The sequence below is a fragment of the Nocardiopsis synnemataformans genome, assembly GCF_965343085.1.
GTDB lineage: Bacteria > Actinomycetota > Actinomycetes > Streptosporangiales > Streptosporangiaceae > Nocardiopsis > Nocardiopsis alborubida.
Genome location: NZ_CBDRFA010000109.1, coordinates 1 through 25,971 on the forward strand (window position 1 = coordinate 1; position 25,971 = coordinate 25,971).

Annotated in this window: 25 protein-coding genes and 1 pseudogene; 13 read left to right on the top strand and 13 right to left on the bottom strand. The window is 71.2% G+C overall.

What is annotated here, in order from left to right; genetic code table 11:
• Nucleotides 1-212: 212 nt before the first annotated feature.
• Nucleotides 213-1,106 carry a LysR family transcriptional regulator ArgP gene (locus ACSIH6_RS36555; RefSeq protein ID WP_435112930.1) on the bottom strand — a complete coding sequence of 298 codons (894 nt, stop codon included), beginning with the start codon at nucleotides 1,104-1,106 and terminating at the stop codon, nucleotides 213-215.
• A 72-nt stretch (nucleotides 1,107-1,178) separates the two neighbouring features.
• Here ACSIH6_RS36555 and ACSIH6_RS36560 point away from each other — a divergent pair, with 72 nt between their 5' ends.
• The 4 genes from ACSIH6_RS36560 to ACSIH6_RS36575 all read left to right on the top strand — a co-directional run bounded on the left by ACSIH6_RS36560 (nucleotide 1,179) and on the right by ACSIH6_RS36575 (nucleotide 6,944).
• Nucleotides 1,179-1,799 carry a LysE/ArgO family amino acid transporter gene (locus ACSIH6_RS36560; RefSeq protein WP_435112932.1) on the top strand — a complete coding sequence of 207 codons (621 nt, stop codon included), beginning with the start codon at nucleotides 1,179-1,181 and terminating at the stop codon, nucleotides 1,797-1,799.
• Between the two features lie 395 nt (nucleotides 1,800-2,194).
• Nucleotides 2,195-3,373, top strand: a complete 1,179-nt coding sequence (rhaI, locus tag ACSIH6_RS36565) for an L-rhamnose isomerase (protein WP_435112934.1) — start codon at nucleotides 2,195-2,197, stop codon at nucleotides 3,371-3,373.
• Nucleotides 3,361-5,451, top strand: coding sequence for a bifunctional aldolase/short-chain dehydrogenase (locus ACSIH6_RS36570; protein WP_435112936.1), 2,091 nt, complete (start codon nucleotides 3,361-3,363; stop codon nucleotides 5,449-5,451). Before rhaI ends, ACSIH6_RS36570 begins: the two co-directional genes overlap by 13 nt.
• On the top strand, nucleotides 5,448-6,944 hold the full coding sequence (locus tag ACSIH6_RS36575) for a rhamnulokinase (RefSeq protein WP_435112938.1): 1,497 nt from the start codon (nucleotides 5,448-5,450) through the stop codon (nucleotides 6,942-6,944). Before ACSIH6_RS36570 ends, ACSIH6_RS36575 begins: the two co-directional genes overlap by 4 nt.
• 77 nt (nucleotides 6,945-7,021) lie before the next feature.
• On the opposite strand, the gene ACSIH6_RS36580 is transcribed toward ACSIH6_RS36575, so the two are convergent.
• Nucleotides 7,022-7,372 (bottom strand): hypothetical protein, encoded by a 351-nt coding sequence (locus tag ACSIH6_RS36580; protein ID WP_435112940.1) that lies wholly within the window; start codon nucleotides 7,370-7,372, stop codon nucleotides 7,022-7,024.
• A gap of 530 nt (nucleotides 7,373-7,902) precedes the next feature.
• On the opposite strand from ACSIH6_RS36580, the gene ACSIH6_RS36585 reads away from it, so the two are divergent.
• The 3 genes from ACSIH6_RS36585 (at nucleotide 7,903) to ACSIH6_RS36595 (ending at nucleotide 9,282) form a co-directional block, all read left to right on the top strand.
• Nucleotides 7,903-8,757: a helix-turn-helix domain-containing protein gene (locus ACSIH6_RS36585; protein WP_435112942.1), complete on the top strand. Its 855-nt coding sequence runs from the start codon at nucleotides 7,903-7,905 to the stop codon at nucleotides 8,755-8,757.
• Nucleotides 8,754-8,969, top strand: coding sequence for a DUF397 domain-containing protein (locus ACSIH6_RS36590; RefSeq protein WP_435112944.1), 216 nt, complete (start codon nucleotides 8,754-8,756; stop codon nucleotides 8,967-8,969). Before ACSIH6_RS36585 ends, ACSIH6_RS36590 begins: the two co-directional genes overlap by 4 nt.
• A 79-nt stretch (nucleotides 8,970-9,048) precedes the next feature.
• Entirely contained in the window at nucleotides 9,049-9,282 is a 234-nt protein-coding gene (locus tag ACSIH6_RS36595) for a hypothetical protein (RefSeq protein ID WP_435112946.1), read from the top strand.
• 61 nt (nucleotides 9,283-9,343) lie between these two features.
• Here the strand turns inward: ACSIH6_RS36595 and ACSIH6_RS36600 are convergent, their stop codons facing one another.
• From ACSIH6_RS36600 to ACSIH6_RS36615, 4 genes are all read right to left on the bottom strand, one after another.
• Entirely contained in the window at nucleotides 9,344-10,495 is a 1,152-nt protein-coding gene (locus tag ACSIH6_RS36600; RefSeq protein WP_435112948.1) for a methyltransferase domain-containing protein, read from the bottom strand.
• Nucleotides 10,492-10,614 carry a hypothetical protein gene (locus tag ACSIH6_RS36605; RefSeq protein WP_435112950.1) on the bottom strand — a complete coding sequence of 41 codons (123 nt, stop codon included), beginning with the start codon at nucleotides 10,612-10,614 and terminating at the stop codon, nucleotides 10,492-10,494. Before ACSIH6_RS36605 ends, ACSIH6_RS36600 begins: the two co-directional genes overlap by 4 nt.
• Before the next feature lie 23 nt (nucleotides 10,615-10,637).
• Complete coding sequence (locus ACSIH6_RS36610; RefSeq protein WP_435112952.1) at nucleotides 10,638-10,892, bottom strand: hypothetical protein; 255 nt, start codon at nucleotides 10,890-10,892, stop codon at nucleotides 10,638-10,640.
• A gap of 91 nt (nucleotides 10,893-10,983) precedes the next feature.
• A complete protein-coding gene (locus ACSIH6_RS36615; protein ID WP_435112954.1) occupies nucleotides 10,984-11,832 on the bottom strand; it encodes a helix-turn-helix domain-containing protein in 849 nt (282 codons plus the stop codon).
• Nucleotides 11,833-12,190: 358 nt separating this feature from the next.
• Here ACSIH6_RS36615 and ACSIH6_RS36620 point away from each other — a divergent pair, with 358 nt between their 5' ends.
• The gene (locus ACSIH6_RS36620) at nucleotides 12,191-12,937 is read left to right on the top strand and encodes a GNAT family N-acetyltransferase (protein ID WP_435112956.1); all 747 of its coding nucleotides are present in this window, start codon (nucleotides 12,191-12,193) and stop codon (nucleotides 12,935-12,937) included.
• Between the two features lie 13 nt (nucleotides 12,938-12,950).
• On the opposite strand, the gene ACSIH6_RS36625 is transcribed toward ACSIH6_RS36620, so the two are convergent.
• The 3 genes from ACSIH6_RS36625 to ACSIH6_RS36635 all read right to left on the bottom strand — a co-directional run bounded on the left by ACSIH6_RS36625 (nucleotide 12,951) and on the right by ACSIH6_RS36635 (nucleotide 15,604).
• The gene (locus ACSIH6_RS36625; protein WP_435112958.1) at nucleotides 12,951-14,156 is read right to left on the bottom strand and encodes a zinc-dependent alcohol dehydrogenase; all 1,206 of its coding nucleotides are present in this window, start codon (nucleotides 14,154-14,156) and stop codon (nucleotides 12,951-12,953) included.
• 187 nt (nucleotides 14,157-14,343) lie between these two features.
• Nucleotides 14,344-15,147: an SAM-dependent methyltransferase gene (locus ACSIH6_RS36630; RefSeq protein WP_435112960.1), complete on the bottom strand. Its 804-nt coding sequence runs from the start codon at nucleotides 15,145-15,147 to the stop codon at nucleotides 14,344-14,346.
• An 88-nt stretch (nucleotides 15,148-15,235) separates the two neighbouring features.
• A complete protein-coding gene (locus tag ACSIH6_RS36635) occupies nucleotides 15,236-15,604 on the bottom strand; it encodes a hypothetical protein (RefSeq protein WP_435112962.1) in 369 nt (122 codons plus the stop codon).
• A 46-nt stretch (nucleotides 15,605-15,650) separates the two neighbouring features.
• On the opposite strand from ACSIH6_RS36635, the gene ACSIH6_RS36640 reads away from it, so the two are divergent.
• Entirely contained in the window at nucleotides 15,651-16,010 is a 360-nt protein-coding gene (locus tag ACSIH6_RS36640; protein ID WP_435112964.1) for a hypothetical protein, read from the top strand.
• A gap of 155 nt (nucleotides 16,011-16,165) precedes the next feature.
• On the opposite strand, the gene ACSIH6_RS36645 is transcribed toward ACSIH6_RS36640, so the two are convergent.
• Nucleotides 16,166-17,773, bottom strand: coding sequence for an MDR family MFS transporter (locus ACSIH6_RS36645; protein ID WP_435112978.1), 1,608 nt, complete (start codon nucleotides 17,771-17,773; stop codon nucleotides 16,166-16,168).
• 574 nt (nucleotides 17,774-18,347) lie between these two features.
• Here ACSIH6_RS36645 and ACSIH6_RS36650 point away from each other — a divergent pair.
• The gene (locus ACSIH6_RS36650) at nucleotides 18,348-19,004 is read left to right on the top strand and encodes a hypothetical protein (protein ID WP_435112966.1); all 657 of its coding nucleotides are present in this window, start codon (nucleotides 18,348-18,350) and stop codon (nucleotides 19,002-19,004) included.
• Between the two features lie 154 nt (nucleotides 19,005-19,158).
• Here ACSIH6_RS36650 and ACSIH6_RS36655 read toward each other — a convergent pair whose 3' ends face one another.
• Nucleotides 19,159-20,103, bottom strand: coding sequence for an SDR family oxidoreductase (locus tag ACSIH6_RS36655; protein ID WP_435112968.1), 945 nt, complete (start codon nucleotides 20,101-20,103; stop codon nucleotides 19,159-19,161).
• Between the two features lie 255 nt (nucleotides 20,104-20,358).
• On the opposite strand from ACSIH6_RS36655, the gene ACSIH6_RS36660 reads away from it, so the two are divergent.
• Nucleotides 20,359-21,198 carry a helix-turn-helix transcriptional regulator gene (locus ACSIH6_RS36660; RefSeq protein ID WP_435112970.1) on the top strand — a complete coding sequence of 280 codons (840 nt, stop codon included), beginning with the start codon at nucleotides 20,359-20,361 and terminating at the stop codon, nucleotides 21,196-21,198.
• Nucleotides 21,199-21,226: 28 nt separating this feature from the next.
• Here ACSIH6_RS36660 and ACSIH6_RS36665 read toward each other — a convergent pair whose 3' ends face one another.
• Complete coding sequence (locus ACSIH6_RS36665) at nucleotides 21,227-22,483, bottom strand: sugar ABC transporter substrate-binding protein (RefSeq protein WP_435112972.1); 1,257 nt, start codon at nucleotides 22,481-22,483, stop codon at nucleotides 21,227-21,229.
• A gap of 37 nt (nucleotides 22,484-22,520) precedes the next feature.
• On the bottom strand, nucleotides 22,521-24,506 hold the full coding sequence (locus ACSIH6_RS36670) for an ABC transporter permease (RefSeq protein WP_435112974.1): 1,986 nt from the start codon (nucleotides 24,504-24,506) through the stop codon (nucleotides 22,521-22,523).
• A 262-nt stretch (nucleotides 24,507-24,768) separates the two neighbouring features.
• Here ACSIH6_RS36670 and ACSIH6_RS36675 point away from each other — a divergent pair.
• Nucleotides 24,769-25,353, top strand: a pseudogene (locus ACSIH6_RS36675) (family 20 glycosylhydrolase); the annotation flags it as partial.
• A 52-nt stretch (nucleotides 25,354-25,405) separates the two neighbouring features.
• Nucleotides 25,406-25,971: family 20 glycosylhydrolase (locus ACSIH6_RS36680; RefSeq protein WP_435112976.1), on the top strand; the 566-nt coding region annotated here is incomplete at its 3' end.

The following is a 25,971-nucleotide window of genomic DNA, read 5'->3' on the forward strand; positions in this document are numbered from 1 at the left end:
CGAAAGTCTTTCCTGGATGGTGGTTTCGGCGGGCCACCCCCGGCGACCCGCCGAACGGACACGGGGGGATCTACCCACCTTCCGTTCCGACCGAGCGCCTCGCGTCACGGGCGTTGGGGAAAGGAACCCCCGGGCCGTGCTCCGCCTGTCAGAGGACGCCCCCGTCGGAGGGCCCAGGCAGGGGAGGCCGTGCGCGCGTCCTCCGGGCCGGTTCACAGCGGGTGCAGGCGGGCCGCCGCGCCCGCGCGCACGGCCTCCGAGACCCGGTCCAGGACCGGGGAGCGCAGGTTCCACCGCTGCCAGTACAGGCGCACGTCCACGGGGCGGTCCGGAGCCAGGGCCACGAGCCGCCCCGACGCGATGTGCTCCGAGCACTGCGGTTCGGGGACCACGCCCCACCCGAACCCGAACAGGACGGCCCGGGCGAAGTCCTCCGAGGCCGGGATGTGGTGACGGGGCCCGGCGGGCTCGCTGCCGGACTCGCGCAGGAACCGGTCCTGGAGGTCGTCGCGGCGGTCGAAGTTGACCACCGGGGCCCGGGCGAGCAGCTCCGGGTCCGCCCGGCCGCCGAGGTGCTCCCGGTCGAAACCCGGACTGCACACCGCGCGGTAGCGCATCGCGCCGAGCCCCGCCACGGTGCACCCCTGGACCGCCTCGGGGGTGGAGGTCACGGCGGCCATCACCGTTCCCGAGCGCAGCAGGGAGGCGGTGTGCTCCTCGTCCTCGCGGTGGATCTCGAACACCGCGCCCAGGTCGGCGGGCAGGTCCGCCAGCGCCGCCAGGAACCAGGTGGCCAGGCTGTCTTCGTTGACGGCCAACGGCACCGACACCCGGCCCCGCTCGCGCTCGCCCCGCCGCAGCTCCGCGTCGGCGTCCTCGTCCAGCAGCAGTACCTGGCGGGCGTAGCGCAGCACCACGTCCCCGGCGGCGGTGGTCCGCACGGGGTTCGTGCGCTGGACCAGCACCCGGCCCGCGGTCTGCTCCATCGCCCGGACCCGCTGGGACACCGCCGAGGCCGTCACGTGCAGCCGCCGCGCGGCGGCCTCGAAGGTGCCCTCGTCCACCAGGGTCGTCAGGGTGCGCAGATGGTCGAACTGGAACGGCATCTTAAGCCTCTCTCAGGGATGCTAAGAAAGTTTAGCTTTACTGCACACGGGTGCCGGACCTAGCGTTTCGGGGTGAACGAGACACTCCTCCCCGCCCTGCTCGGTCTCGGTACCGGGCTGGCGCTCATCGTGGCCATCGGCGCCCAGAACGCCCACGTCCTGCGGATCGGCATCGAGGGCCGCACCGGCACCGTCCTGCCGGTGGTGCTGGTCTGCGCCCTGTCCGACGCCCTGCTCATCACGGCCGGGGTCCTCGGCGTCGGCGTCGTCGTCGAGGCCGCGCCCCTCGCCGTCACCGTGGTCCGCCTGCTGGGCGCGGGCTTCCTCGTCGTCTACGGCCTGTCCGCGGCGCGCCGCGTCCTGCGCCCCGGCTCCCTCGTGGTCGGCGGCGGGCTCTCCGGCGGTCGCGGAGCAGCGGTGACCACGGCGCTGGTGCTCACCTGGCTCAACCCGCACGTGTACCTGGACACGGTGGTGTTCCTGGGCTCCCTGGCCAACCAGCAAGGCGGCGACGCGCGCTGGTGGTGGACGGCGGGCGCGGTCACGGGCAGCTTCGCGTGGTTCTTCGGGCTGGGTTTCGGCGCCCGCCTGCTGCGCCCGGTCTTCGCCCGCCCGGGCGCATGGCGGGTCCTGGACGCGCTCATCGCCGCCGTCATGCTCACCCTGGGCGTGCGCATGGCCCTCGGCGCATGAGCGGTCGCCCCTCGCCGGGGCAGGGCGGGCGGCGCGCCGCCCGGCCCCGAGGGACGCGGGTGCCGAGACCAAGGGGAGGTCCCCCCGGGCGCGGTGGCCGGTGGGCCCCGTCCGCGGTGTTCGGGCACCAGGGGCGGCCCCCTCCGGGCGACTTCCACGGACGGCGTCACGGGCGGCTCGCGGTGTGGCCCGGGTCTCCTGCTGGACGGCCGTACACGCCCTAGTCATAAAACGTTTCAAGTGCAGAAGACCCGGCTGGCCAGGGCAAGGGGTGGGTAAACCTTGACACGTGAGAAGAGCTGGCGGTAGTTTCGGCGCAACCTGAGTGAAACGATTCAATGGGCGTCCTCGCCGGTCGGACCGGCGGGTGAGCCCTCCCCGAACGGAGCCCCACCGTGGCAGCACTCCCCGAACGCGGCGCGGACGCCCTGGCCGTCCTGCGGCGCCAGCACATCGAACTCCCCTCCTGGGCCTTCGGGAACTCCGGTACCCGGTTCAAGGTGTTCGCGCAGCCCGGCGTCCCCCGCGACCCCTGGGAGAAGATCGCCGACTCCGCAGAGGTCCACCGCCTCACCGGGGTCGCCCCCACGGTCGCCCTGCACATCCCCTGGGACCGGGTCGACGACTACGCCGCGCTCGCCGCCCACGCGCGCGACCTGGGCATCGGCGTCGGCACCATCAACGCCAACGTCTTCCAGGACGACGACTACAGGCTCGGCAGCGTCACCAACCCCGACCCGGGCGTGCGCCGCAAGGCGATCGACCACCTGCTGGAGTGCGTGGACGTCATGGACGCCACCGGCTCGCGCGACCTCAAGCTGTGGTTCGCCGACGGCACCAACTACCCCGGCCAGGACGACCTGCGCGCCCGCCAGGACCGCCTGGCCGAGGCCCTGTCCGAGGTCTACGACCGGCTCGGCACCGACCAGCGCCTGCTGCTGGAGTACAAGCTCTTCGAGCCCGCCTTCTACGCCACCGACGTTCCCGACTGGGGCACCGCCTACGCCCACTGCCTGGAGCTGGGGGAGAAGGCCGTGGTCTGTGTGGACACCGGCCACCACGCCGCGCACACCAACATCGAGTTCATCGTCGCGTTCCTGCTGCGCGCCGGGAAGCTCGGCGCCTTCGACTTCAACTCGCGCTTCTACGCCGACGACGACCTCATGGTCGGCGCCGCCGACCCCTTCCAGCTCTTCCGGATCATGTACGAGGTCGTGCGCGGCGGCGGCCTGGCCGCCGACACCGGGGTCGCGTTCATGCTCGACCAGTGCCACAACATCGAGCCCAAGATCGCCGGTCAGATCCGCTCGGTCATGAACGTGCAGGAGGCCACCGCCAAGGCCCTGCTCGTGGACGCCGACGCGCTCGCCGCCGCCCAGCGCGAGGGCGACGTCCTGGCCGCCAACGCCGCCCTGATGGACGCCTACAACACCGACGTGCGGCCCATGCTCGCCGACCTGCGGGAGAACCAGGGCCTGGACCCCGACCCCATGGCCGCGCACGCCCGCTCCGGCTACGTCGAGCGCGTCACCGAGGAGCGCAGGGGCGGCGCCCAGGCCGGGTGGGGCGCGTGAGCCAGCCACCGACCCAGCACAGCAGCACCGAACAGGGAGACCCCGTGTCCGACGTCGTCGAACAACTCCTCGCCCGCAGCAACACCCTCGGCGTGGATCCGCGCAACACCAACTTCGCCGGGGGCAACACCTCCGCCTCGGGCATCCGCACCGACCCCGTCACCGGACAGGACGTCGACCTGCTGTGGGTCAAGGGCTCCGGCGGTGACCTGGGCACCCTCACCGAGGACGGCCTGGCCGTGCTGCGCCTGGACCGCCTGCGCGCCCTCGTGGACGTCTACCCCGGCGAGGACCGCGAGGACGAGATGGTCGCCGCCTTCGACCACTGCCTGTTCGGAAAGGGCGGCGCCGCGCCCTCCATCGACACCGCCATGCACGGCCTGCTGCGCGCCGCGCACGTGGACCACCTGCACCCCGACTCCGGCATCGCCCTGGCCACCGCCGCGGACGGCGAGCGCCTGACCCGTGAGTGCTTCGGCGACCGGGTGGTGTGGGTGCCCTGGCGCCGTCCCGGATTCCAGCTCGGCCTGGACATCGCCCGTATCGCGGAGGAGAACCCGAACGCCATCGGCGCGATCCTGGGCGGCCACGGCATCACCGCCTGGGCCGAGAGCAGCGAACAGTGCCAGGCCAACTCCCTGGAGATCATCCGCACCGCCGAGAGGTTTCTGGAGGAGAACGGCCGCCCCGAGCCCTTCGGCCCCGCCCTGGACGGCTACGGCGCCCTGCCCGAGGCGGAACGCCGTGAGCGCGCCGCCGCCCTGGCCCCGGTCATCCGCGGGCTGGCCTCCACCGACCACCCCCAGGTGGGCCGCTTCACCGACAGCGACGTGGTCCTGGACTTCCTGGCCGGGGCCGAGCACCCCCGCCTGGCCGCGCTGGGCACCTCCTGCCCCGACCACTTCCTGCGCACCAAGGTCCGCCCCCTGGTGCTCGACCTGCCCGCCGACGCCCCGCTGGAGCGGGCCGTGGAGCGCCTGCGCGAGCTGCACGAGGAGTACCGGGCCGAGTACCGCGCCTACTACGAGCGCCACGCCGACGCCGACAGCCCCGCCATGCGCGGCGCCGACCCGGCGATCGTGCTGGTCCCCGGCGTGGGCATGTTCTCCTTCGGCAAGGACGCCAAGACCGCGCGCGTGGCGGGCGAGTTCTACGTCAACGCGATCAACGTGATGCGCGGTGCCGAGTCCGTCTCCACCTACCGGCCCATCGAGGAGTCGGAGAAGTTCCGCATCGAGTACTGGGCGCTGGAGGAGGCCAAGCTCGCCCGCCTGCCCAAGCCCAAGCCGCTCGCCACCCGGGTCGCCCTGGTCACGGGCGCGGCCAGCGGTATCGGCAAGGCCATCGCCGCACGCCTGGCTGGCGAGGGCGCCTGCGTGGTCGTGGCCGACCTGGACGCGGACAAGGCGGCCGCCGCCGCGGCCGAACTGGGCGGCGCCGACACGGCCGTGGGCGTGGCCTGCGACGTCAGCGACGCGGACGCGGTGGCCCGCGCCTTCGCCGCGGCGGCCCTGGCCTTCGGCGGCGTGGACCTGGTGGTCAACAACGCCGGGCTGTCCATCTCCAAGCCGCTGCTGGAGACCACCGAGCGCGACTGGGACCTCCAGCACGACGTCATGGCCAAGGGGTCCTTCCTGGTCTCGCGCGAGGCGGCCCGGACGATGACCGCCCAGGGCATGGGCGGCGACATCGTCTACATCGCCTCCAAGAACGCCGTGTTCGCCGGGCCCAACAACGTCGCCTACTCCGCGGTCAAGGCCGACCAGGCCCACCAGGTGCGGCTGCTGGCCGCCGAACTGGGCGGCGAGGGCATCCGGGTCAACGGTGTCAACCCCGACGGGGTGGTGCGCGGTTCGGGGATCTTCGCCGGAGGCTGGGGCGCCCAGCGGGCCAAGGTGTACGGGGTCAAGGAGGAGGACCTGGGCGCGTTCTACGCCCAGCGCACCATCCTGGGCCGCGAGGTGCTGCCCGAGCACGTGGCCAACGCGGTGTTCGCGCTGACCGCGGGGGAGCTCTCGCACACCACCGGCCTGCACATCCCCGTGGACAGCGGCGTCGCCGCCGCGTTCCTGCGATGAGCGCCGCCGGAGGGGGCGCCGTCCACGCCGCCGTCGACCTGGGCGCCTCCAGCGGCCGGGTCATCGCCGGGCGGATCGAGGACGGACGGCTGCGCACGGAAGAGGTGGCCCGCTTCCCCAACGGGCCGGTCACCGTGCCCGCGGGCGGTCGCGCCAGCCTGCACTGGGACGTGCTGTCCCTGTACGCGGGCGTGGTCGAGGGGCTGCGCCGGGCCGCCGAACCCCACGGCCTGGCCTCGGTCGGCGTGGACTCCTGGGCGGTGGACTACGGGCTGCTGGACGCCGACGGCGCCCTGCTCGGCAACCCCGCGCACTACCGCGACGGCCGCACCGAGGGGGTGCCCGAACGGGTGTTCGCGCACCTGCCCGCCGAGCGGATGTACGCGGTCAACGGGTTGCAGGTGCAGCCGTTCAACACGGTGTTCCAGCTCGCCGCCGCCTCCGGCGGAGCCCAGCTGTCCGCGGCCCGCGGACTGCTGCTCGTGCCCGACCTGCTCGGGTACTGGCTGACGGGGGAGCGGGTCGCGGAACTGACCAACGCCTCCACCACCGGCCTGGTCGACGTGCGCGAACGCCGCTGGGCCGACGCCTGTCTGGACCTGCTGGAGGCGGGCTTCGGCGTCGCGGCGCGGGACCTGCTGCCCGGTCTGGTCGAACCCGGAACCGTCGTCGGCGCCCTCCGGGACGGCGCGGGCCTCGGTGCGACGGCGGGCGCGCCGCTGGTGGCGGTGGGCTCGCACGACACCGCCTCCGCCGTGGTGGCCGTGCCCGCGGCCACGCGCCGCTTCGCCTACGTCTCCTCGGGGACGTGGTCGCTGGTGGGTGTGGAGCTGGACGCCCCGGTTCGGACGGAGGCGAGTCGGGCGGCGAACTTCACCAACGAGCTGGGCGTGGACGGCACGGTGCGCTACCTGCGCAACGTCGCCGGGCTGTGGCTGCTCCAGGAGTCGCTGCGCACCTGGCGCGAGCGGGGGCGGGAGGTGGGCCTGGCCGACCTGCTGGCTCGGGCCGCCCGCGTGCCCGCGCTCTCGTGCGTGGTGGACGTGGACGCCCCCCGGTTCCTGCCGCCGGGCGACATGCCCGCGCGGATCGCCGCGTTCGCCGCCGAGACCGGGCAGCGCCCGCCGGAGGGCGAGGCCGAGGTGGCGCGGTGCGTGGTGGACTCGCTGGCGCTGGCCTACCGCCGGGCGGTGCGCCAGGCCGCCGAGCTGAGCGGGACGGACGTGGAGGTGGTCCACGTGGTCGGCGGGGGCTCGCGCAACGCGCTGCTGTGCCAGCTCACCGCGGACGCGGTCGGGCTGGAGGTGGTCGCCGGGCCCGTTGAGGGGGCGGCCATCGGCAACCTGCTGGTGCAGGCCCGCGCGGTCGGGGCGGTGGAGGGCGGCCTTGCCGACCTGCGCCGGGTCGTGGCCGACTCCACCGAGGTCAGCCGGTACCGGCCGAGTGGGCCGCAGGCCCCGTGGGAGGCCGCCGAGCGCCTGCTCCACGGCTGAGGCCGGTCCGTACACGACGACGGGGTCGGTGCTCGCGGAGGAGCACCGACCCCGTTCGTTCGGTTGTCAGGCGGCTGTCAGGTGAGGGATGCCTTCGCGGCGGCGCGGCGCGGTCGGCCCGTTCGCGCGGGGCTCCCGTTCCAGGCGCGGCGGGCGCGGGACGGCGCGACGGTGATGCCCAGCCCCACCGGTTCGAGCTCCCGCCTCGGCTCCGGTGCCCGGCTGGCAGGGGTCTCCGCCACGGTCTCCGTCACGTTCACGGCCTGCACGGGCGCGGGGGAGGGCTGAGGGTTCCGCCGCAGGGCCGTGAGCGCCCTGCGCGCCGCACCCCTGCGGACCCCCAGTCCGCTTCTGGACCCCATCGGGGCCAGGGTGTCCACGACCACCGCTACCGTGACCGCAACCGCTACGAGAATCGCCAGCGTCATGTTCCCCCGCTCCCCTTTTCCCCGGACGGCCGTGGCCGTTACTTGCTTATCCCCGGCCGCTGCGCCCTCCGCACCGACGACCCGCTGTCTCTGCAAGGTGCCCGTGTGGTCACTCCTGAAACCCCAGGGAAGACAGTGCATCGTGTGCCGTGCGGTCGAGGATGACTCTAGGCGCGACCTACGACGCTTTCGGGGGCGCCGTCCGCCCAACGCTCGCCGGTTCGGGAGCCACCAGGGCCCATCCCTGCGGCTCCTCAGCGTTCCCGGGCCTGCGCAGGAGCTGGGACCGCCTGCGCGATGCCCATCGAGCACCCATGCAATTTCTGAGGGCTGCCGGATCCCTGCGGTAGTCCTGCCGCATCCTGTGCTGGATGAAGTCCATGTTGCGGCACTGTCATGGGATTTCCTCTAAAAACCAGGTGGACCTGGCAAAACTCTTCAAAGCGGACGACTTTGAGAAATTTCAAAGAGAGGGTTTCATTGATGGGCTTGCAGTCGTACCCTGAAGCCAGGGCGAAGGGAGCTCGGGTATGGCGAGTCCAACGGTCGGCCGCAGGAGGCTCGGCATAGAGCTGCGTAAGCTCCGTGAGCAGAACAAGCTCACGATGGAGCGCGTCGCGGAGGATTCCGGACTGTCCGAACCCACAATCAGCCGTGTCGAGAACGGCAAACGGGTGCTCAAGCAGGTGGAGCTTCGAGGGCTGTTGGACCTGTACGGCGTGAGCGATCCGGTGCAGCAGCAGCGGCTCCGGGACATGGCCAAGGTCGCCGCCGAGGACGCCTGGTGGGACCAGTACGACGACGTCCTTCCCTCGGGACTGGGCAGTTACGTAGGGCTGGAGGCCGAGGCCATCGCGCTGAGGTCCTACTCCGACCGACTCATTCACGGACTCCTCCAGACAGCCGACTACTGCCGAGCGGTCATCAACGCAGGGGATCACCGAGCAGACGAGGAGTCGGTCGAACGTCTTGTCCAGTTGCGGATGCAACGACAGGACGTGCTCCGCAAGCGGCGTCCGCCCCTGCTGCGCACGATCATGGACGAGGCCGCGATCAGGCGGCCGATCGGTGGCCGCAGCACGATGGCGTCCCAGCTCAGGCGCTTGGTGAACGCGGCCGAGTCACCGGACGTCTCGGTGCAGATCGTCCCCTTCGCGCTCGGAGCCCATGCCGGGGTCGACGGGCCCTTCACCCTTCTGGAGTTCGAGGACCCGGACGTGCACCACCACGTCTACGTCGATTCGCGGGCCGGGAACATCTTCATCCAGAAGCGACAGGCAGTGGCAAGATTCCGAGAGCGCTTCGATCGGCTTCAGATGGAGGCGCTGTCACCACAGGAGTCTTTGGCCCTGATCTCTGACGCCGCAGAGGAGTACGAAAGTTGACTGCCATCCCCGACCTCACCGGTGCGCGCTGGTTCAAGGCTCAGGCCAGCGAATCGTCCACGGGCTGCGTCGAGATCGCGCACCTGGACGAGGGCACTGCCGTGCGCAACTCCAGGGACCCGGAGGGCGGCGCGCTGTTCTTCACCCCGCACGAGTGGGAGTGCTTCCTGGACGGAGCGCACAAGGGCGAGTTCGCCCGGCCCACCCGGTAACCGAGAAAGCCACTGCCCGGGGCGCTTGTGAGTTGGAGCCCATGACGTCCCGGGCAGTGCCAACCGAAGGGAGATCCCCATGGAAGAGGACCACACCGACGGCACGACTCCTGTCTACCACGACGACCCCGGCGCGGAGTTCTTCGAGCTGCGCCTGACCCGGGGCGAACACAAGGGCCGGGCGTTCGCCTGGGGAATGGACCTCCCCGACGGCAGCACCGTCATCTACAACATCCTGGACCGCTCTATCACCAGGGGGAACGTGCCCGAGACCACCGCCCGGCGGCTGCGCGCCGAACTCGTGTGGCTCTAGCGGCTCTAGCGAACAGTGGGGCCGGTGCTCTCCATGAACACCGGCTCCACTCGCCTTTGGTTCAGGTGGAGGCGGGTTCTGTCGCGGCTCGGTGCAGCCAGTTCGGGCCGGAGGGGGCACCGAACCAGGCTGTGTGCTCACCTGACGCCGTCACGGTGAGCCCGTACTCCGTCAGCTCCGGGCACCCCAGCGCCGTCCAGTACTCGTGCGCCGCGATGACCTCCTCACCGACCGGTCGCGGACCACCCTGTGCCACACGGCCGTCCGCGTACAGCCGCGCCCAGGACGGCGAGTCCAGTGCCGACAGCCACACGCACGTCTCGGCTTCACCCCGGACCACGCGCATGCCGATCCGGACACCGGGCACCATGAGCGCCAGCTGCGGACCGACCCCGCCCATGACCACGTCGCGGGCGTCTCCGGCACGCTTCCACGTGTGCTCGGCGGTGCCGTGCAGGTCGTGCGGTGCGTCGTACCGGGCGCGCTGATCACGCAGCGGCATGAAGCTGGCGTCACCCGCGAAGCGGCCCTGCGCAGAGCCCCGGTCCGACACCACGAGACGGGCCATGGTGCCGCCGGGCAGGTCGGCTGCCGGAGCCCACGGTGTGACGACCACGCCTCCGGGCCGGGTCTGTTCGATCCACGCGCGGGGAACCTCGACCACGGCGCAGGTGGCGATGACCACGTCGTAGGGCGCCCCCTCCGCGTACCCGGCGGCGCCGTCCGCCACGACGGTGCACGGCGCGTAACCGGCTGCCCGGAGGCGGTCGGCGGCCTGCCCGGCGACACCGGCGTCCACCTCCACCGTGGTCACCTCACCGGCCGGACCCACGAGTTCGCACAGGATCGCGGCGTTGTAGCCCGTCCCGGTGCCGACCTCCAACACGTGCTGTCCGGGGCCCACCCCGGCGGCCTCGATCATCGCCGCCATGACCGAGGGCGCTGAGGAGGAGGACGTCGGGATGTTCATGGGCCCGCTGTGGCCGTCGTTGACCTGCGTGATGACCGGCGCGTCGGCGTAGGCGAGATCCGCCCACCGCTGCGGCGCGTTCCGCCGGTCCAGGGGATCGCCCACAGCCTCGGGCCACACGCGGTCGGGGATGAACATGTGCCGGGGGACCTTGGCGAAGGCCTCCCGGACGTGGTCGTTCGTCTCCAGCGCGGCGGCCAGTTGGTTCCGCCGCTCCAGCAGCGAGGCGTGGTCGGGGGTCATACGCCACCGGTCCCGTTGCACAGCGGGCAGTCGATGAGTTCCTTGTCGGACCAGGGGCCGCTGCCGTCGCCTCCGGCGATGACCTTGCCGGTTCCGTTGCAGGGGGAGCAGTCTGCCATTCTCAGCTTCTTTCGAGAACACGCTAGGGGTGTGAGGGTTCGGGCGGGAACGGTCTCCCGAAGCGCTGTCCAGGAGCTTCCAGTGCGGCCACGAACGCCTCCAGCGTTGGCTCGATGATCGTGGGCGCCGTCAGACCGGAGGGCGATCTGTCGGTGGCCACCCACAGGTCGCCGTTGTGGTGGATGGCGTAGCGGTCGCCGTAGTGCCTGCGCATCGCGGCGAGCGCGGCTTCGGCCGCATCGGGCCTTGGGGCCTCGGCTCCCGGGGTGTCCCGCATGTGAGCGTCCGATCTGGATCGGGGGTCTGATCAGGACGCTACAGAGAGTGGTTCACGAGAACCTAGCGGGTTGCACGAAGTTGCACAGAAACTAGTCGAGCGCCTCGATCGCCGAGGTGATCAACGTCCGCGCCTTGGGCCCGTAGACGGCGAGCTTTTGGAGGCGGTTGAACGCCTTGATATGTGTCGCCACTTCAGTGGGGGAATTGATAGTTAATTCTGCTGTTGCGAGCTCGGAGCGAACAAGATGGTCATCGAATATGTAGAACCCTGCCATGGGCCAAATGGAACGATACGACGTGGAGGGTATTATGCCAAGCGAGACATTGGGAAGAGACATTGCAGAGAACAGGTGACTGAGTTGGTCCGCCATGGTTTCTCTGTCTCCGAAGCGGTACTGAAGGGCTGCTTCTTCCAGTATGATTGCGAAGCGGTGGTTTCCCTGGCGAAGTACGGTTGAACGCTCCATGCGTGCCTTGGTTGCCGCTTCGAAATCATCGTTCATTCCATTGAATTCAATTACCCTCTTGAAAAGCTCCCTTGTGTACTCGGGTGTTTGGATTGAGCCAGGGATCATGTCTGGTGTGTAGAAGCGAAATAGCTCTGTTTTTTCGTACAGCGGAACGTAGGATTCCTGGAGTTGGCGCAGTCCGGATCGCTGCTTGCGCCTCCACTCCACGTACAGGGACTCGGCGTTACGTGATGCTGCAATGAGGTCAACCGTTTGGCCTTCTGCCGTGCAGGCTCGGCACCAGGTGCGGATGTCCTCGTCGGATGGAGGTGTCTTCGCGTTCTCGATCCGTGAGGACTTCGACTTGTGCCAGCCGCATCGGAAAGCCAGTTCGGTTCCTGTTAGTCCAGCGTCCAGGCGGATTTCTTTCAATCGCGAAGCGACGGTCTCACGTGCGGCTTGGATGTTGGAGGGAAAAGATGAAGACACGAATTAGCAATCTGGTGGTCATGGGTCAGATGCGGAAGTCGGAGTGAGAAGCAGTCTGCTTCCAGATGGTCTCGAAATATGAGGAGCACAGTTTGGCCAACTCCGTGTCCTTGCCGAAGTAGCGCAGTGCCATGGATGCTTTCCTCTCGGGCTGGTTGCATCCGGTTGCACGAACATCCCGCGCCATCACCATACGTGTCAAGTCCGTGACCGGTTACGGACAGTGCGGGGTGCGAAAGGGTGTCGGGAGAAAGCGGTGGCGCCGCAGCTTCCGAACGTGTTCAATCCAGGGCGAAACGGTTCCGCGGTCGGGGCGCCGGGACTCCGTACAGAGCCAGCCAGCGGCAGAAAGAGGCACATGGACACGGTGGAGGCGTACGCGCGGAACCACGCCGAGGCGTGGAGACACCTTCTGGCGGGCCGTATCGAGGAGGACCACACCCACGACGGGTTCGACCTCCTGCGCACGGCGAACCCCATGGAGACGAGGGTGCACCTCACGCGCGCCTCGGCGCACCTACCGGACCGGGTGTCGTCCGCCCTGTCCGCGCCGGGCCGCGTCAGCCTGGACGATCCCTTCGGAAGGCTCCGGGCCCCGGAGGGGTTCGCGCGGACCCCGCGGCCCGTCATGGTGCGCTGGGGATCCGCGGCGCCCGCGCCCGCGCCCCAGCCCCGGCCGGAGGTCGAGATCGTCGCCGTGGGCGAGGAGAGAGCACTGCTCACGGTGGAACGGCTCGTGGTGGACGGCTTTCCCCTGCCGTCCCGCCAACCCCACAGACCCCAGTGCTTCCTTCCCGTCAGTCTTCTGGACGCGCAGGGCTGGCGGGCCTGGCTCGCCATGTATCAGGGCTCGCCCGCCTCGGCCTGTCTGACCTTCGACCACGGCGGCGTGGTCGCCCTCTACTGGCTGGTGACCGCGCCCGAGCACCGCACGCGCGGAGTCGCGCGTGCGGTGCTGTCGCGGGTCCTGCGCCACCACCAGGGGCGTGACGTGGTCCTCGTCCCGACCGAGGACGGCCGCCCCCTCTACGACTCGCTCGGCTTCGTCGAGGTGGGCAGGGGTTACTTCCACACGAGGACGAGCACCGAGGCCCCCGCCCGGTAGGCGCCGTCGGGTCTCAGGCCGTGGTCACGGCCACCTTGGTCCAGCCCGGCTCGCGGTGGTCGAAGGCGCGGTAGGAGTCCAGCACCTCGTCGAACGGCACCTCCTGGGTGAGGACCGAGGTGATGTCCACGCTGCCGCTGGCCACCATCCCCAGAAGCTCGGGGATGTAGGTGCGGTGGTTGCAGTTACCCATCTTCAGGGTGAGGTTCTTGTTCATCGCCGCGCCGATGGGGAAGTGCGTCATCGTCGGCGGGTAGACGCCGATGATGGACAGGGTCCCCGCCTTGGCGATCGCGTCCACCGCCCACCGCGCGGCCTGGGACGGCGCGTCGCCGGGAACCCAGGTGTCGCCCTGGGACCGGGGCTCGGGCACGAGCTCGGAGACCTCCGTCGCGAACTGCTCCCTGAGGTCCTCCTGGACGGCCGGTCCCCGCTTGGGCCGCTCCGCGTCGACCCCGACGGCGTCGATCACCCGGTCCGGGCCGATGCCCCCGGTGAGTTCCACCAGGGTGGCCACCGGGTCCTCCTCGGTGTAGTCGATCACCTCGGCGTGCAGCAGGCGCGCCTGCTCCAACCGGCTTCCGACCCCGTCGACCGCCAGGACGCGCCCCGCTCCCTGGAGGTAGGCGCTCAGCACGGCGAACAGCCCCACGGGACCGCATCCCATCACCGCGACGGTGTCGCCCGGGGTGATCTCGGCGAGCTTGGCCCCGAACCACGCCGTGGGGAAGATGTCGGAGACGAGGACGGCCTCCTCGTCGCTCACGCGCTCGGGGATGCCGACGAGCCCCACGTTGGCGTAGGGGACGCGCACCCGTTCGGCCTGGAGTCCGGGGAAGGAGCCGGTGGCCTCCGGCCCTCCGAAGAACGCCGTGCCCGCGCGTCGGCCCCCGGGGTTGGCGTTGTCGCACTGGGCGAAGTAACCGGTCCGGCAGTAGCTGCACGTCCCGCACCCGATGGTGGAGGGGATGACCACCCGGTCGCCCGGCTGGAAGTTGCGGACCTGGGAACCGACCTCGGTCACCACGCCGACGCCCTCGTGGCCCAGGACGGTGCCCGGCACCATGCCCGGCATGGTGCCCCGGATCATGTGCAGGTCGGTGCCGCAGATCGCGCTCGTGGTGATCTGCACGATCGCGTCCTGGGAGTGCTCGATGCGCGGTTCCGGCACGTCATCCAGGCGGATGTCACCGATGCCGTGCCATACGACGGCCTTCATGGTCTTCCTCCCAACAGCGGCGGGACGCGTTGACGCGGCCCGAAGCGGTGGATGTCCGTTGGGTGCGGCGGCTACCCGGGCCCCGAGACCGTAAACGGGGCCGAGGCCGGTCCGACCGACCGCGACGACGTGGAGCACCGCCCGACCGCGTCCGCGTGGAGCCGTCGCGTCCGCGCGCAGTCGCGCCTCAGGCCTTGCGGGCCAGGCCGCAGTACTGGGGAATGTCGCGCACCCTCCCGACCTCGACCGGCTCGGGCCGCCAACGGGTGACGCAGACGACCCCGGGATCGACCAGCGCGAGACCGTCGAAGAAGCGGGTGAAGTCCTCCACCGTGCGCATGTGGTACGGCTGGGCGACGCTCTCCTGCCAGCGCTGGAGCGCCTCCACCGCGCGCTCGTCGGTGACGGCCTCCACGTGGGCGAGGACGCCGTCGCACACGGCCAGGAAACTGCCCGGCGCCAGGGCGTCCATGTAGGCGCGCACGATGCCCAGGGCCTCGTCCAGGTCGCCGAAGTGGCCCATCGTCCCCAACAGGGTCAGCGCGACCGGGTGGTCCAGGTCGAGGGTCCCGCGGGCGCTCTCCAGCACACGGCCGGTGTCGCACAGGTCCGCCTCCACGTACCGGGTCCGCTTCTCGTTGGTGCCCACCAGCAGGGCGCGCGCGTGGGCCAGGACCATGGGGTCGTTGTCCACGTAGACCACGCGCGCGTCCGGGGCGTGGGCCTGCGCCACCTCGTGGGTGTTGTCGGCGGCGGGCAGCCCGGAGCCGATGTCGAGGAACTGGCTGATCCCCTCCTCCAGCGCCAGGTGGCTGACCGCGCGGCGCAGGAAGAGCCGGTCCCCCCGGGTGGCCTCGACGACCTGGGGCATCAGCCCTCCGACGGTGTCGCCCATCTCGCGGTCCACGGGGTAGTTGTCCCTGCCGCCGAGCCAGTAGTTCCGCACCCGTGCGGTGTGCGCGACGCTGGTGTCGATGGGGATGTCCGTCATGGTGGCCTCTCGGGTGGGGGCGGACCGCAACAAGCGGTACGCGCAGTCTCATGTGTCCCATGACCCGCCCGCAACCTGAAAAATCCTGTCATGAGGGGCGTTGCGTTCCCTCCGGCCCCTCCGCGGCGCCGCCGCGGGCGGTGACGTCGGTGTCGATCTCGGAACCGGCCACGGCGCGGCGCAGGCGGTTGAGGCGTTGGTGGGCCGCGACCGATCCGGTGCGGTCGCGGGCGGCCAGCTCCATACTCATCCGCCCACCGTCGGGGAAGCGGAAGGAGGGCTTCCACCGCCCCTTGGCACGCCACCGCACCTTGAACGTGCCGTGGTCCTGACAGGCCCGGTCCAGGTCGCGCAGGGTCTGCTGGAGGATGTGGGAGGGGGCGGCCTTCAACCATTCCTCTTCGGTCTTGGCCTCGGCCAGTTCACGGGCCTGGAGGTGGTAGCCGCAGTAGGGCAAGTGGTGACCGCGCCGCCAGCGGGACACGGCCTCACGCCGCTGGTCGGTGGGCTTCTTCTACTGGGCGGGGCCGCGGATGTTCCGCGACTCCTGGTTCGAGCACTCCATCGTCAACTTCGGCACGCTGACGGGGGTGGCCTCGGTCGGCCTGATGCTGCTGCGCACGGCCGACCCGGAACTGAGGACCGACGCCGCGCGGGCCTACGCGCTGCGCGCGCCCTTCTTCAGCCCGATCTCCGGGGGAGGCATGCTGACGGCTCTGCTGCCGTTGATCGCGGTGAACTACGGCCCCTGGGCGCTGGGCATCGGAGCGCTCGTCGCCGCGGCGGCGGTGTACGTGCTCGCGCGGCTGCTGAGGATCTGGCGGAGGCCCGAGGCCGGGGTCCGCGCCGCGGCCGGAGGCTGAGCCGAGGGGCGGGCCCCGGCGCCGGTTCGGCCGCGCGGAAGGTAGCGGGGCCGCCGCCCGGTACGGGCGCGCCGCGAGCCGGCGGTTCCGGTCCGGAACGCGAGAGGCCCTCCCCGGGGGCGATTCCGGGGAGGGCCTCTCCTGTGCGGGGTTGGTCAGTCGGCGGACGGCTCCCGGCCGGTCCGCGCCGCGCCTTCGGTGCCCGTCGGCTCCGTCAGGGCCCCGGCCTTCGGGGCCCGCGTGTCCTGCGCGTCCCCCGCGATCTCCTCGGAGTCCTCGGCCCCCGTGGTCTTGGCGGCCTCCGCGGCCTCCGCGGCCGGATCGGGCAGGTCGAGGCTGTCCCGCAGCTGGACCCGGGGCAGGAACACCGCCAGCACCAGGCCGACGAGGGCGATGCCCGTGGCGAGGAGGAACAGGTCGCCGGTGGACGTACCGTAGGCGCCCTCGACGATCTCGCGCAGGAACGGCGGCATGGCGTCCAGGTTCAGGGTGCTGGCGTCGCCGCCTCCGGCGGTGGGGCTCACCCCGGCCTCGGACAGGCCGCCGGAGATGTTCGTGGAGACGCGGTTGGCCAGGAAGGCGCCCAGCACGGACACGCCCATGGTGCCGCCCAGGGTGCGGAAGAAGGCGACCGTGCCGCTGGCCGCGCCGATCTCGCGCAGCGGGACGGAGTTCTGCACCACCAGGACCAGGTTCTGCATGGACATGCCGACCCCCAGTCCCATCAGCACCATGCCCCCGCACACGATGAGCAAGGGCGTGGTCGCGTCGATGGTGGCCAGCACCAGGAAGCCCAGGGTCAGCGTGACCATGCCGGTGACCACGTAGGACTTGACCCGTCCCGAACGCGAGACCATGCGCCCGGACACGGTCGAGGAGATCATGGTCCCCAGCATGAGCGGGGCGGTCAGCAGACCGGCCTCGGTCGGGGAGTAGCCGCGCGCCAGCTGGAAGTACTGGCCCAGGAAGACCGCGCCGCCGAACATCGCCATGCCGACCGCGGAGCTGGCCAGGATGGCGATGGCCGTCTCGCGCCGCATGACCAGGTGCAGGGGCACGACCGGCTCCGACACGCGCGCCTCCACCCACACGGCCAGGCCGAGCAGCAGGAGGCTTCCGGCGACCATGGCCCCGGACTGCCAGGAGACCCACGCGAAGTCGTTGCCCACGAAGGTCACCCACAGCAGCAGGAGGCTGACGCCCGAGGCGATGAGCGTGGCGCCCGCGTAGTCCACCTTGGTGTCGGGGCGGCGCACGTCCACCAGTTTGAGCGTGCGGCTCAGCGCCACCAGGGCCACCAGCATGAACGGCACGCCGATGAAGAAACACCAGCGCCAGCCCAGGCCGGGCAGGTCGGCCAGCAGTCCGCCGATCAGCGGTCCGCCGACGGTGGCCACGGCCATCACCGCACCGAGGTAGCCGTTGAGGGTGCCGCGCTCCTTGGGGCTGACCATCGAGGCGATGATCACCTGGACCAGGACCTGGGAGGCGCCCATACCCAGGCCCTGCACGGCCCGGAACGCGATGAGCTGGCCGGTGGTCTGGGCGAACCCGCACAGCAGCGACGAGACGATGAACAGCACGATCGACAGCTGGAGCAGCTTCTTCTTGTCGAAGAGGTCGGCCAGCTTGCCCCAGACCGGGGTGGAGGCGGTGGAGGCCAGCAGGGTCGCGGTCACCACCCACGTGTACTGCGACTGGCTGCCGTCCAGCGACCCGACGATCTGGGGAAGGGCGACCGACACGATCGTGCTGCTGAGCATCGTCACGCCCAGCACTATGAACAGTCCGCTCAGGGAACGCAGGATCGAGGGCTGCCCGGTGTCGGGTAAGGGACGGGAAGTGCGCACGGATGGACCTCTGAGGAAAGGAAACGGGGCGGCGCGGGAGGCCGCTGGACTGCTGGGTTGCCGTGGGCGGCAAAAATGTGCAGAAGAGGAATTTTTGCACCCACTGTAGAATATCACCGGGGTTACGGTCCGGAAGCTGACCAAACGTGGGAAAGCCGACACCTGCTCCCGGGAATGCCCGCCTCGTCAGCCAGGGGGCCGTCCCCGGTTCGCGCCCTTCCGCGGCTCCCGTTCGCGGCCCGGTCCGCGCCCTCGCGCCCTCGACTCGTGGCCCGCTCCGCTCCTGCTCAGCGCTCCGCCGTGCCCGTGTTCCGTGCCCTCCGATCCGGTCCTCCCGGCGTGCCGGTCTCCCGTGCGGATCCTCAGTGCGCGGGGAGAGAGGCGAAGAGGCGGGCGGTTCGCGTGCATGGCGCTCCTGCGACGGGGCAGGCTTCCGGGGGGATCCTCGAAAAGCTGCCTTCTCGAAAAGCGAGACAGAAGGGCGAACATGACCTCCCTCCTCTTCGCCGCGTTCGCGCTGGCCCACCTGTGCCTGACCCTCTGGCTGGTCCGGCTGGCGCTCTTCCGGCGTTCCCCGCACACCTGGCTGGTGGCGGCCGTGGCCGCCGGGCTCGTCTACGACAACGGGATCGTGGCGCTGGGCTCCACCATCGGCGAGGGGGACCTCCTGCTCGCGCTGAACCTCCCGCGCTTCGTCGTGCACGCCCTGGTCACACCCCTGCTGATCGTCTTCGCCGCGGGGGCTGCCCGCGACGCCGGGCTCGCCTGGGCCCGCCCCCGCGCGGTGCGCGCCGGGTTCTGGCTGCTGGCGGTCGCCCTGATCGTCTACGGCGTCGTGACCGAACTCGTGGGGCTCACCCTGGTGCCCGGCCGCGAGGGCGACGCGCTGCGCTACTCGGCGGCCGAGTCGGCCCTGCCGGTCCCGGCCGTGACGACCGTCGTCGTGCTGCTCCTGGTCGGATCGGCGCTGCTGGTGCGGGCGCGCGGCGGGTGGATGCTGCTGGGCGCCGCGGTCATGTTCGCGGTCTCGGCCGTGCCCACGGCGCCGCTGGCGGTGGGCAACCTCGGCGAGGTGGCGCTCATCGCCGGGCTCGCCCTCACCGCGCGAAGGGCGGGCCACACCATCTCCCGCGCACCGGCGTGACCGGGACGAACCCTCAGGTCCTCGGTCTCATCCCGGCGAAGAGGGCTTCGAGGACCTGGTCGGCGTAGGCGTGGGTCAGGGGCTCCTGTGTGATCGGCAGCCGGTGGTACAGAGGACCCGACAGGATCGCCATGCCCAGGCCGGGGCTGCGCGGTCAGGCGGCGGGGATGGCGGTCCCGGTGAGCTGCTCGGAGACCCGCCAGACCCGCTCGGCCTCGTCGGCACTGCGCAGGGGGGAGTAGAGCCGCTGCTCGGCGGGCGGGCCGCCGAGGTTGCTGGGGCCGCTGGGACTGTAGAGCGCGCCCGGTTTGGCGGCCGGGTCGGTCGCGGCCATGAGGGCGGGCAGCTTCGCGGTCTCGACGGTGCCCGCCAGGATGCCGCGGGCCGAGAGCGCGCGGATCAGCCGCACGCCCAGGGTGTCCCGGTCGCGGCCGAGCTCGGGGCGGGCGGCCAGGAGGCTGGTCGGGGCCACCCCGGGATGGGACAGGTTGCTGGTGACGCCCCACCCGCCAGCCCTGCTGCGCCGCTCCAGTTCGAGGCCGAACAGCCCGAACGCGATCTTGGACTGACCGTAGGCGCGCATGCCGTCGTAGGAACGCTCCCAGTTCAGGTCGTCCCAGTTGACGGCGCCCCGCCTCGCGGCGATGCTGACCTGCGACGTGACGCGGGCGCGACCGGCGCGCAGCAGCGGGAGGAGGTGGCCCACGAGGGCGAAGTGGCCGAGGTGGTTGGTGCCGAACTGGACCTCGAAGCCGTCCGCCGTGGTCTGCCGGTCCGGCGGGGTCATCACTCCGGCGTTGTTGATGAGGATGTGGATCGGCAGGCCCTCCTCACGCAGGGCGTCGCCGAGGGCCGCGACCGAGGCGAGCGAGGACAGGTCGAGGCTGCGCAGCGAGACCCGGGCGTCGGGGTGGCTCCGGCGGATCCTGGCGATCGCGTCCTCGCCCTTGCGGGGGTTGCGGACGGGCATGATCACCTCGGCGCCCGCGGCGGCCAGCCGCTCGGCCATGCCCAGGCCCATCCCGTCGCTGGCGCCGGTGACGAGCGCGCGCTTTCCGGTCAGGTCCGGCACGGTGATGTCGATGGTTCGACGTGGCATGGTTCTGCTCCCTCGTGTCCTCGTGGACGCGCGTTCGGGTGGACCCCGTCCCCTCCGTGCCCGGTGCACGGTGCACGGGAACGATCCTCCGCCCGGAGCGGGGCGTTAACCACGGCCTCCCGATCCCAGGATCGGCGGGTCGCCCCTCGCATCCCCTCCCACTCCTCGGACCGTGAAGGGGGGATCGACGGTCCGTGGTTACCGCCACGCGCACAAGGTAGACACGAAGCAGTACCACCGGGAAGAGGGCATGCCGTGATCGATCGCACCGGGCTGGCGGAGTTCCTGCGCAACCGCAGGGAGGCGCTGCAACCCGAGGACGTCGGCCTGCCGCGCGGGCAGCGCCGCAGGACCAGCGGCCTGCGGCGCGAGGAGGTCGCGGTGCTGTGCCACATGTCGACCGACTACTACTCCCGGCTGGAGCGGGAGCGCGGACCGAGGCCGTCGGGCCAGATGCTCTCCTCCATCGCCCAGGGGCTGCACCTGTCGCTCGACGAGAGGGACCACCTGTTCCGCCTCGCCGGACACAACCCGCCCGCGCGGGGCACGGTCAGCGAGCACATCAGCCCCGGCCTGCTGCGGGTCCTGGACCGCCTGGACGACACGCCCGCGGAGATCGTCACCGAACTCGGCGAGACCCTGCGCCAGAGCCCGATGGGCGTCGCGCTCACCGGCGACGCGACCAGGTACACCGGGCCCGCCCGCAGCGTGGGGTACCGGTGGTTCACCGACCCCGGGGCGAGGCGGCTCCACGCGCCCGAGGAGCACCCGTTCCTCACCCGCATGTACGCCTCGGGCCTGCGCGAGCTCGTCACCCTTCGCGGCCCCGGCTCACGGGCCGCCTACCTCGCCGACCTGCTCCTCGGCCAGAGCGAGGAGTTCCGGCGGGTGTGGGAGGACCACGAGATCGGCGTGCGTCCCCACCACGTCAAGCACTTCGTCCACCCCGAGGTCGGTCCCCTGGAACTGAACTGCCAGAGACTGGTCGACCCCGGCCAGGCCCACTCGCTGCTCGTCTACACCGCCGTCCCCGGCAGCGAGAGCTACGACAGACTGCACCTGCTGTCCGTCATCGGAGCCCAGGCGCTGGGCTGAGGGGTCCGCTGCCACGCACCACCACCCCTCACGGGCTGGAGGTGGCGATGTCCTGGCCCCTGTCGAGGACGCCGCGCGGGTCCCCGTCCGGGGCCACGGCCGTGCCCAGCTCCCCGGCCATCGTGCCGCGCAGCTGGGCCCAGACAGGTTCGTAGGTGGGGTCCAGCCGGGCCTCGGGGATCTGCTCGACGTACTCCCCGACGTCGGGGTCGTCGCGGAACTCCTCGACGCCGGACTCCGTGGTCGGCAGCAGGCCCTCGACCTCCAGGTAGGCGGTGTAGTTCTCCGGTTCGTAGAAGTAGTCCAGGAACTCGGTGACCAGCTCCTGGTTGCCGGGGTTGTCGAAGGCCACCAGGTAGTCCTGGATGCCGTGGGTGGAGGGTTCGGCGCCGCCGTTGGTCGGGTGGGTCGTCGTGCCGTAGTCGACGCCCGCCTCGTGCACGGCGCCGAGGAACGCGCTGCCGCCCAGCGGCGCGTACACCATGGCGGCCCTGCCCTGGGCGAAGAGCGGCCACGTGCCGTCGGGGCGGTTGGTCTGCCCGGGGTTGGGCTGGGTGGCGTCGTGCTCCACCACCAGGTCCCGGAGGAACTCCAGCGTGGCGACGTTGCGGTCGCTGTTGACCGTCCACTCGCCGTCCTGCTTCCAGCCGCCGCCGTTGGAGCGCGCCCACGTGCCGAACTCGTAGTCGCCGCCGTCGAAGCCCAGCGCCAGCGCGTAGGGGACGTGGTCGCCGGGGAGCGCGTTGACGCGCTCCGCCGCCTCCAGGAACTCGTCCCAGGTCCGCGGCGGCTCGCTGATCCCGGCCTCGGCGAAGATGGTCCGGTTGTAGTACATCGCGTTCACCGTCGCCACGAACGGCAGGGCGTACTGCTCCCCCTCGAACGAGGCGTTCTCCGCCAGGGTCGGCACGAAGTCGGTGAACCTGTCCTCGGGCAGGACGTCCCGCGCGCGGTGCAGCAGACCCGCCTCGGCGTAGTCGGCGAAGACGTTCGTGTTCAGGACGTCGGGGAACTGCCGCGTCTGCACCATCGTGTTGACCTGGTTCTGGAGGTTGTCCCAGCCGATCACCCGCAGCCGGACGCTCGTGCCGGGGTGGTCGGCCTCGAAGTCCTCGATCAGGCCGGTCCAGTAGGGCTGTGTTCCCTCGGTGTACTGTGCCACGACCAGTTCGATGGTGTTCGGGTCCCCGCCCCCGTCCCCGTCCCCACCGCACCCCGTCGCGAGCAGCGCGGCCGCCGACAGCGCGGCGGCGCAGGCGGTGGCCCGCGGCCTCTGGTTCCTCATCGGCTGCCCTTCCCTTCCGCTTCCCGGCGGGGACGCGTCATCGAACACTGCCCGTGGTCAGGCCGCTGACCAGGTACTTCTCAATCAGGGCGAAGAGGATCACCGTGGGGACGACGGCCATCAGCCCGGCGGCGAAGAGGTACTGGTAGTTCGTCTCGTACAGGCCGATGAACTGCTGGACCCCCACCGTCAGCGGCACCCTGCCCTGCGACGGGTCGTTGAACAGGGTCAGCGCGACGATGAACTCGTTCCACACCTGGATGAAGGTGAAGACGACCACCGTGATGATCCCCGGCGCCGACAGCGGGACGATGATCCTGAGCATGGTCCGGAAGCGGCCGAGGCCGTCCATCATGGCCGCCTCCTCGGTCTCCCTCGGGACCGCCCTGAAGTGGGTGTTGAGGATCCACACCGCGAAGGCGATGTTGAAGGCGGAGTTGACGGCGATGATGAACCAGTAGGAGTTCACGGCGCCGAGGAAGAGCGCCTCCCGGTACAGCCCGATGATGAGCGCGACCGCCGGGAACATCTGGGTGATGAGGATCAGGCCGAGGAAGGCGCCCCTGCCGCGGAAGGCGGAGCGGGCGATGACGTAGGCGGCGGGCGCGGCCACGGCGAGCACGACCAGGGTCGAGACCCCGGCGACGGTGAGGCTGACCCGGAAGTAGTCCGCCAACGGGATCTGGTTCCACACCTCGACGTAGTTCGACCACGCCCAGTCCCGCGGCAGGTAGGTCGCGGGGACGGCGAACAGTTCGGCGTCGGTCTTCAACGAACCGAGGAACATCGCGGCGTAGGGGGCGAGGAAGAACAGGGCGATCAGCGCCCCGACGAGGGGGAGGACGGCGCTCCTGCTCCGGCGCCACACCCGCCCGCCCGCGTCCGCCGCCGGGCGCAGGACCGGAGCGCACGCGCCGGCCGCGCGCCCGCGCAGGGACGACCACGAGCGCGAGGCCCTGCCGGTGAGCGAGCGGACGCCGCCCGGCACCGCCGAGGCGATCGCGCGGCCCGCCCGGTCGCGGCGGCCGGGCCGCAGCAGCCAGGCGAGGGCCGCGATCAGCCCGGCGAGGAACACCACGTTGAGCACCGCGAGCGCGGCGGCCTCGCCCGGGTCCAGCTGCTCCTTGAAGGCGATCTCGTACATCCACGTGACCGTGGTGTCGGCGTGGTTCCCCGAGATCGAGCCGGTGATCACCCAGATCAGCGTGAAGGCGTTGAACACGTGCAGCATGTTCAGCACGAACGCGACCAGCAGCGAGGGGCGCAGCAGCGGCAGGGTGATGTGGAGCCACCGGTTCCAGGCCCCGGCTCCGTCGATCCTGGCGGCCTCGTGCACCTCGGTCGGGACCGTCTGGAGACCGGCCAGCAGGACGTAGGTCGTGAAGGGGACCGACGTCACGACGCCGACGACCATGATCGAGGAGAAGGCCGTGGCGGGGTCCTTGTACCACTCGTGCGGGGCGTCGAGGATCGACAGGTCCATCAGCAGGCGGTTGATCAGGCCGTTGCCGCCCTCCAGCAGGAACCGCCAGACCGTCGCTGTCATGACCAGCGACGCCGCCCAGGGCACGACGACGGAGAGCCGTACCAGTCGGCGCCCGCGGAACTCCTTGGTGAGGAACTGGGCCAGGGCCAGGGACACCAGGAGCGTCACCCCGAGGACGACCACCAGCCACACCAGCGTGTTGGCCACGACCCCGGGCAGCGCGGGCTCCCCGAACAGCCGCCGGTAGTTGTCCAGCCCCGTGAACCCCTGGATCTGCCCGATCCGGTCCACGGCCAGGAAGGACATCCAGACCATGTAGAGCGCGGGGAAGACGATGACCAGGCCGATGAGGGCGGTGGCGGGCAGCAGCCAGCGCGTCGCCGACGTGCGCCGCCACAGGTCGCGGGCGGGTCGGGCCGGGTCGTCCTCGGAGCGGTCGTCGAAGCGGTCGGGACCGTCCGGGCGGTCCGGCGGAGGGGCCGGGGCGCGGTCGCGCTCCGCACCGACCCCGCCCGTGGGCCGCGCGGTGTCAGCCATGTCCGTCTCGGGCGTACGCGAGAACCATGCTGAGCGCTCCCTCCGGTAGTCAGTGAGTGACCATCGTCACGTTCGTCGTGATTGGTGTCAAGCTTTATGTCCTCCTTCTGTTCACTAGTAATCATCATGTGCTCATGTAATGATCGTTGGGTGTGGCCAGTCCGTGCCCGGAGCCGCGGGGCCGCCACCCGTCCGCCGGAGCCGGGAAGCAGCCACCGCAGCGCCTCAGCCGCCGCCGAGGCGGCGAGAAGGGGGAACGAGGATGCCCGACGACGCGAGCCGACCCGCGATCATCCCGGTGCCGACGCGGGTGGAACCGCGCGCGGGATCCCTCCGCCTGGACCGCGGACTCTCCCTGCGCGTCGAACCGGACGCGGAGCTGGCGGGCGCGCTGTTACGCGAGGTCCTGGCCCCGCTGACCGGACCGGGGGGCGAACCGGAGGCCGGGGGTGGGCCGGACCCCGGGAGCGGACCGGGCGGAGCCGCGGCGTCCGTCACCGTGCGCGTCGACCCGCGGCGGGCCCGCGAACACGGCTACACGCTGACCGTGGACACCGACCGCGTCGAGGTCGTCGGCGCGGACCCGGTCGGGGCCCTCCACGGCGTGCAGACCCTGCGCCAGCTCCTGCCCGCGCGGCTGTGGCGGGCGGACGCGTCCGTCGAGGGCGCGGGCATCCCGTGTACACGCGTGGAGGACCACCCCCGGCTGCGCTGGCGCGGCCTCATGCTGGACGTGGCCCGGCACTTCCTGCCCAAGGACTTCGTCCTGCGCCTGATCGACCTGCTCGCCCTGCACAAGCTCAACGTCCTGCACCTGCACCTGACCGACGACCAGGGCTGGCGGATCGAGGTGCCCGGCTACCCCCGGCTGACGGAGGTCGGCGCGTGGCGCGCGCACCGTGGTCGGCAACGACCTCGGGACGAGCCCGGACCCGGTCTACGACCAGACCCCGCACGGCGGCTACTACACCGAGGCCGACCTGCGCGAGATCGTGGCCCACGCGCGCGACCGGTGCGTCGAGGTGGTCCCGGAGATCGACATGCCCGGCCACATGCAGGCGGCCATCGCCGCCTATCCCGAACTGGGCAACACCGGTGCCCCGACGATCGTGCGCGAGCGCTGGGGGGTGGGCACCCGCCTGCTCAACGTGGACGAGACCGCGCTGCGGTTCTGCCGCGACGTCCTGACGCACGTGATGGACGTCTTCCCCGGCCGCTACGTCCACTGCGGCGGGGACGAGGTCCCCAAGGACGAGTGGCGGGACAGCCCCCGGGTGCAGGAGCGCATCCGCCGACTGGGGCTCGCGGACGAGGAGGCGCTCCAGGGCTGGTTCACCGGGCGGATCGCCGCCTTCCTCGCCGAGCACGGCCGCACGCTGGTCGGCTGGGACGAGGTCCTGGACGGGGGAGCGCTCCCCGCGGACGTGACGGTGATGGCCTGGCGCCAGCAGGACAGGGGCGTGGG

What these genes read in the sequence shown, in the direction of transcription:
- ACSIH6_RS36555 (WP_435112930.1), bottom strand. Translation starts at nt 1,106, where the DNA reads ATGCCGTTCCAGTTCGACCATCTGCGCACCCTGACGACCCTGGTGGAC.
- ACSIH6_RS36575 (WP_435112938.1), top strand. Translation starts at nt 5,448, where the DNA reads ATGAGCGCCGCCGGAGGGGGCGCCGTCCACGCCGCCGTCGACCTGGGC.
- ACSIH6_RS36580 (WP_435112940.1), bottom strand. Translation starts at nt 7,372, where the DNA reads ATGACGCTGGCGATTCTCGTAGCGGTTGCGGTCACGGTAGCGGTGGTC.
- ACSIH6_RS36585 (WP_435112942.1), top strand. Translation starts at nt 7,903, where the DNA reads ATGGCGAGTCCAACGGTCGGCCGCAGGAGGCTCGGCATAGAGCTGCGT.
- ACSIH6_RS36595 (WP_435112946.1), top strand. Translation starts at nt 9,049, where the DNA reads ATGGAAGAGGACCACACCGACGGCACGACTCCTGTCTACCACGACGAC.
- ACSIH6_RS36600 (WP_435112948.1), bottom strand. Translation starts at nt 10,495, where the DNA reads ATGACCCCCGACCACGCCTCGCTGCTGGAGCGGCGGAACCAACTGGCC.
- ACSIH6_RS36605 (WP_435112950.1), bottom strand. Translation starts at nt 10,614, where the DNA reads ATGGCAGACTGCTCCCCCTGCAACGGAACCGGCAAGGTCATCGCCGGA.
- ACSIH6_RS36610 (WP_435112952.1), bottom strand. Translation starts at nt 10,892, where the DNA reads ATGCGGGACACCCCGGGAGCCGAGGCCCCAAGGCCCGATGCGGCCGAA.
- ACSIH6_RS36620 (WP_435112956.1), top strand. Translation starts at nt 12,191, where the DNA reads ATGGACACGGTGGAGGCGTACGCGCGGAACCACGCCGAGGCGTGGAGA.
- ACSIH6_RS36625 (WP_435112958.1), bottom strand. Translation starts at nt 14,156, where the DNA reads ATGAAGGCCGTCGTATGGCACGGCATCGGTGACATCCGCCTGGATGAC.
- ACSIH6_RS36630 (WP_435112960.1), bottom strand. Translation starts at nt 15,147, where the DNA reads ATGACGGACATCCCCATCGACACCAGCGTCGCGCACACCGCACGGGTG.
- ACSIH6_RS36645 (WP_435112978.1), bottom strand. Translation starts at nt 17,773, where the DNA reads ATGCTCAGCAGCACGATCGTGTCGGTCGCCCTTCCCCAGATCGTCGGG.
- ACSIH6_RS36650 (WP_435112966.1), top strand. Translation starts at nt 18,348, where the DNA reads ATGACCTCCCTCCTCTTCGCCGCGTTCGCGCTGGCCCACCTGTGCCTG.
- ACSIH6_RS36655 (WP_435112968.1), bottom strand. Translation starts at nt 20,103, where the DNA reads ATGCCACGTCGAACCATCGACATCACCGTGCCGGACCTGACCGGAAAG.
- ACSIH6_RS36665 (WP_435112972.1), bottom strand. Translation starts at nt 22,483, where the DNA reads ATGAGGAACCAGAGGCCGCGGGCCACCGCCTGCGCCGCCGCGCTGTCG.
- ACSIH6_RS36670 (WP_435112974.1), bottom strand. Translation starts at nt 24,506, where the DNA reads ATGGCTGACACCGCGCGGCCCACGGGCGGGGTCGGTGCGGAGCGCGAC.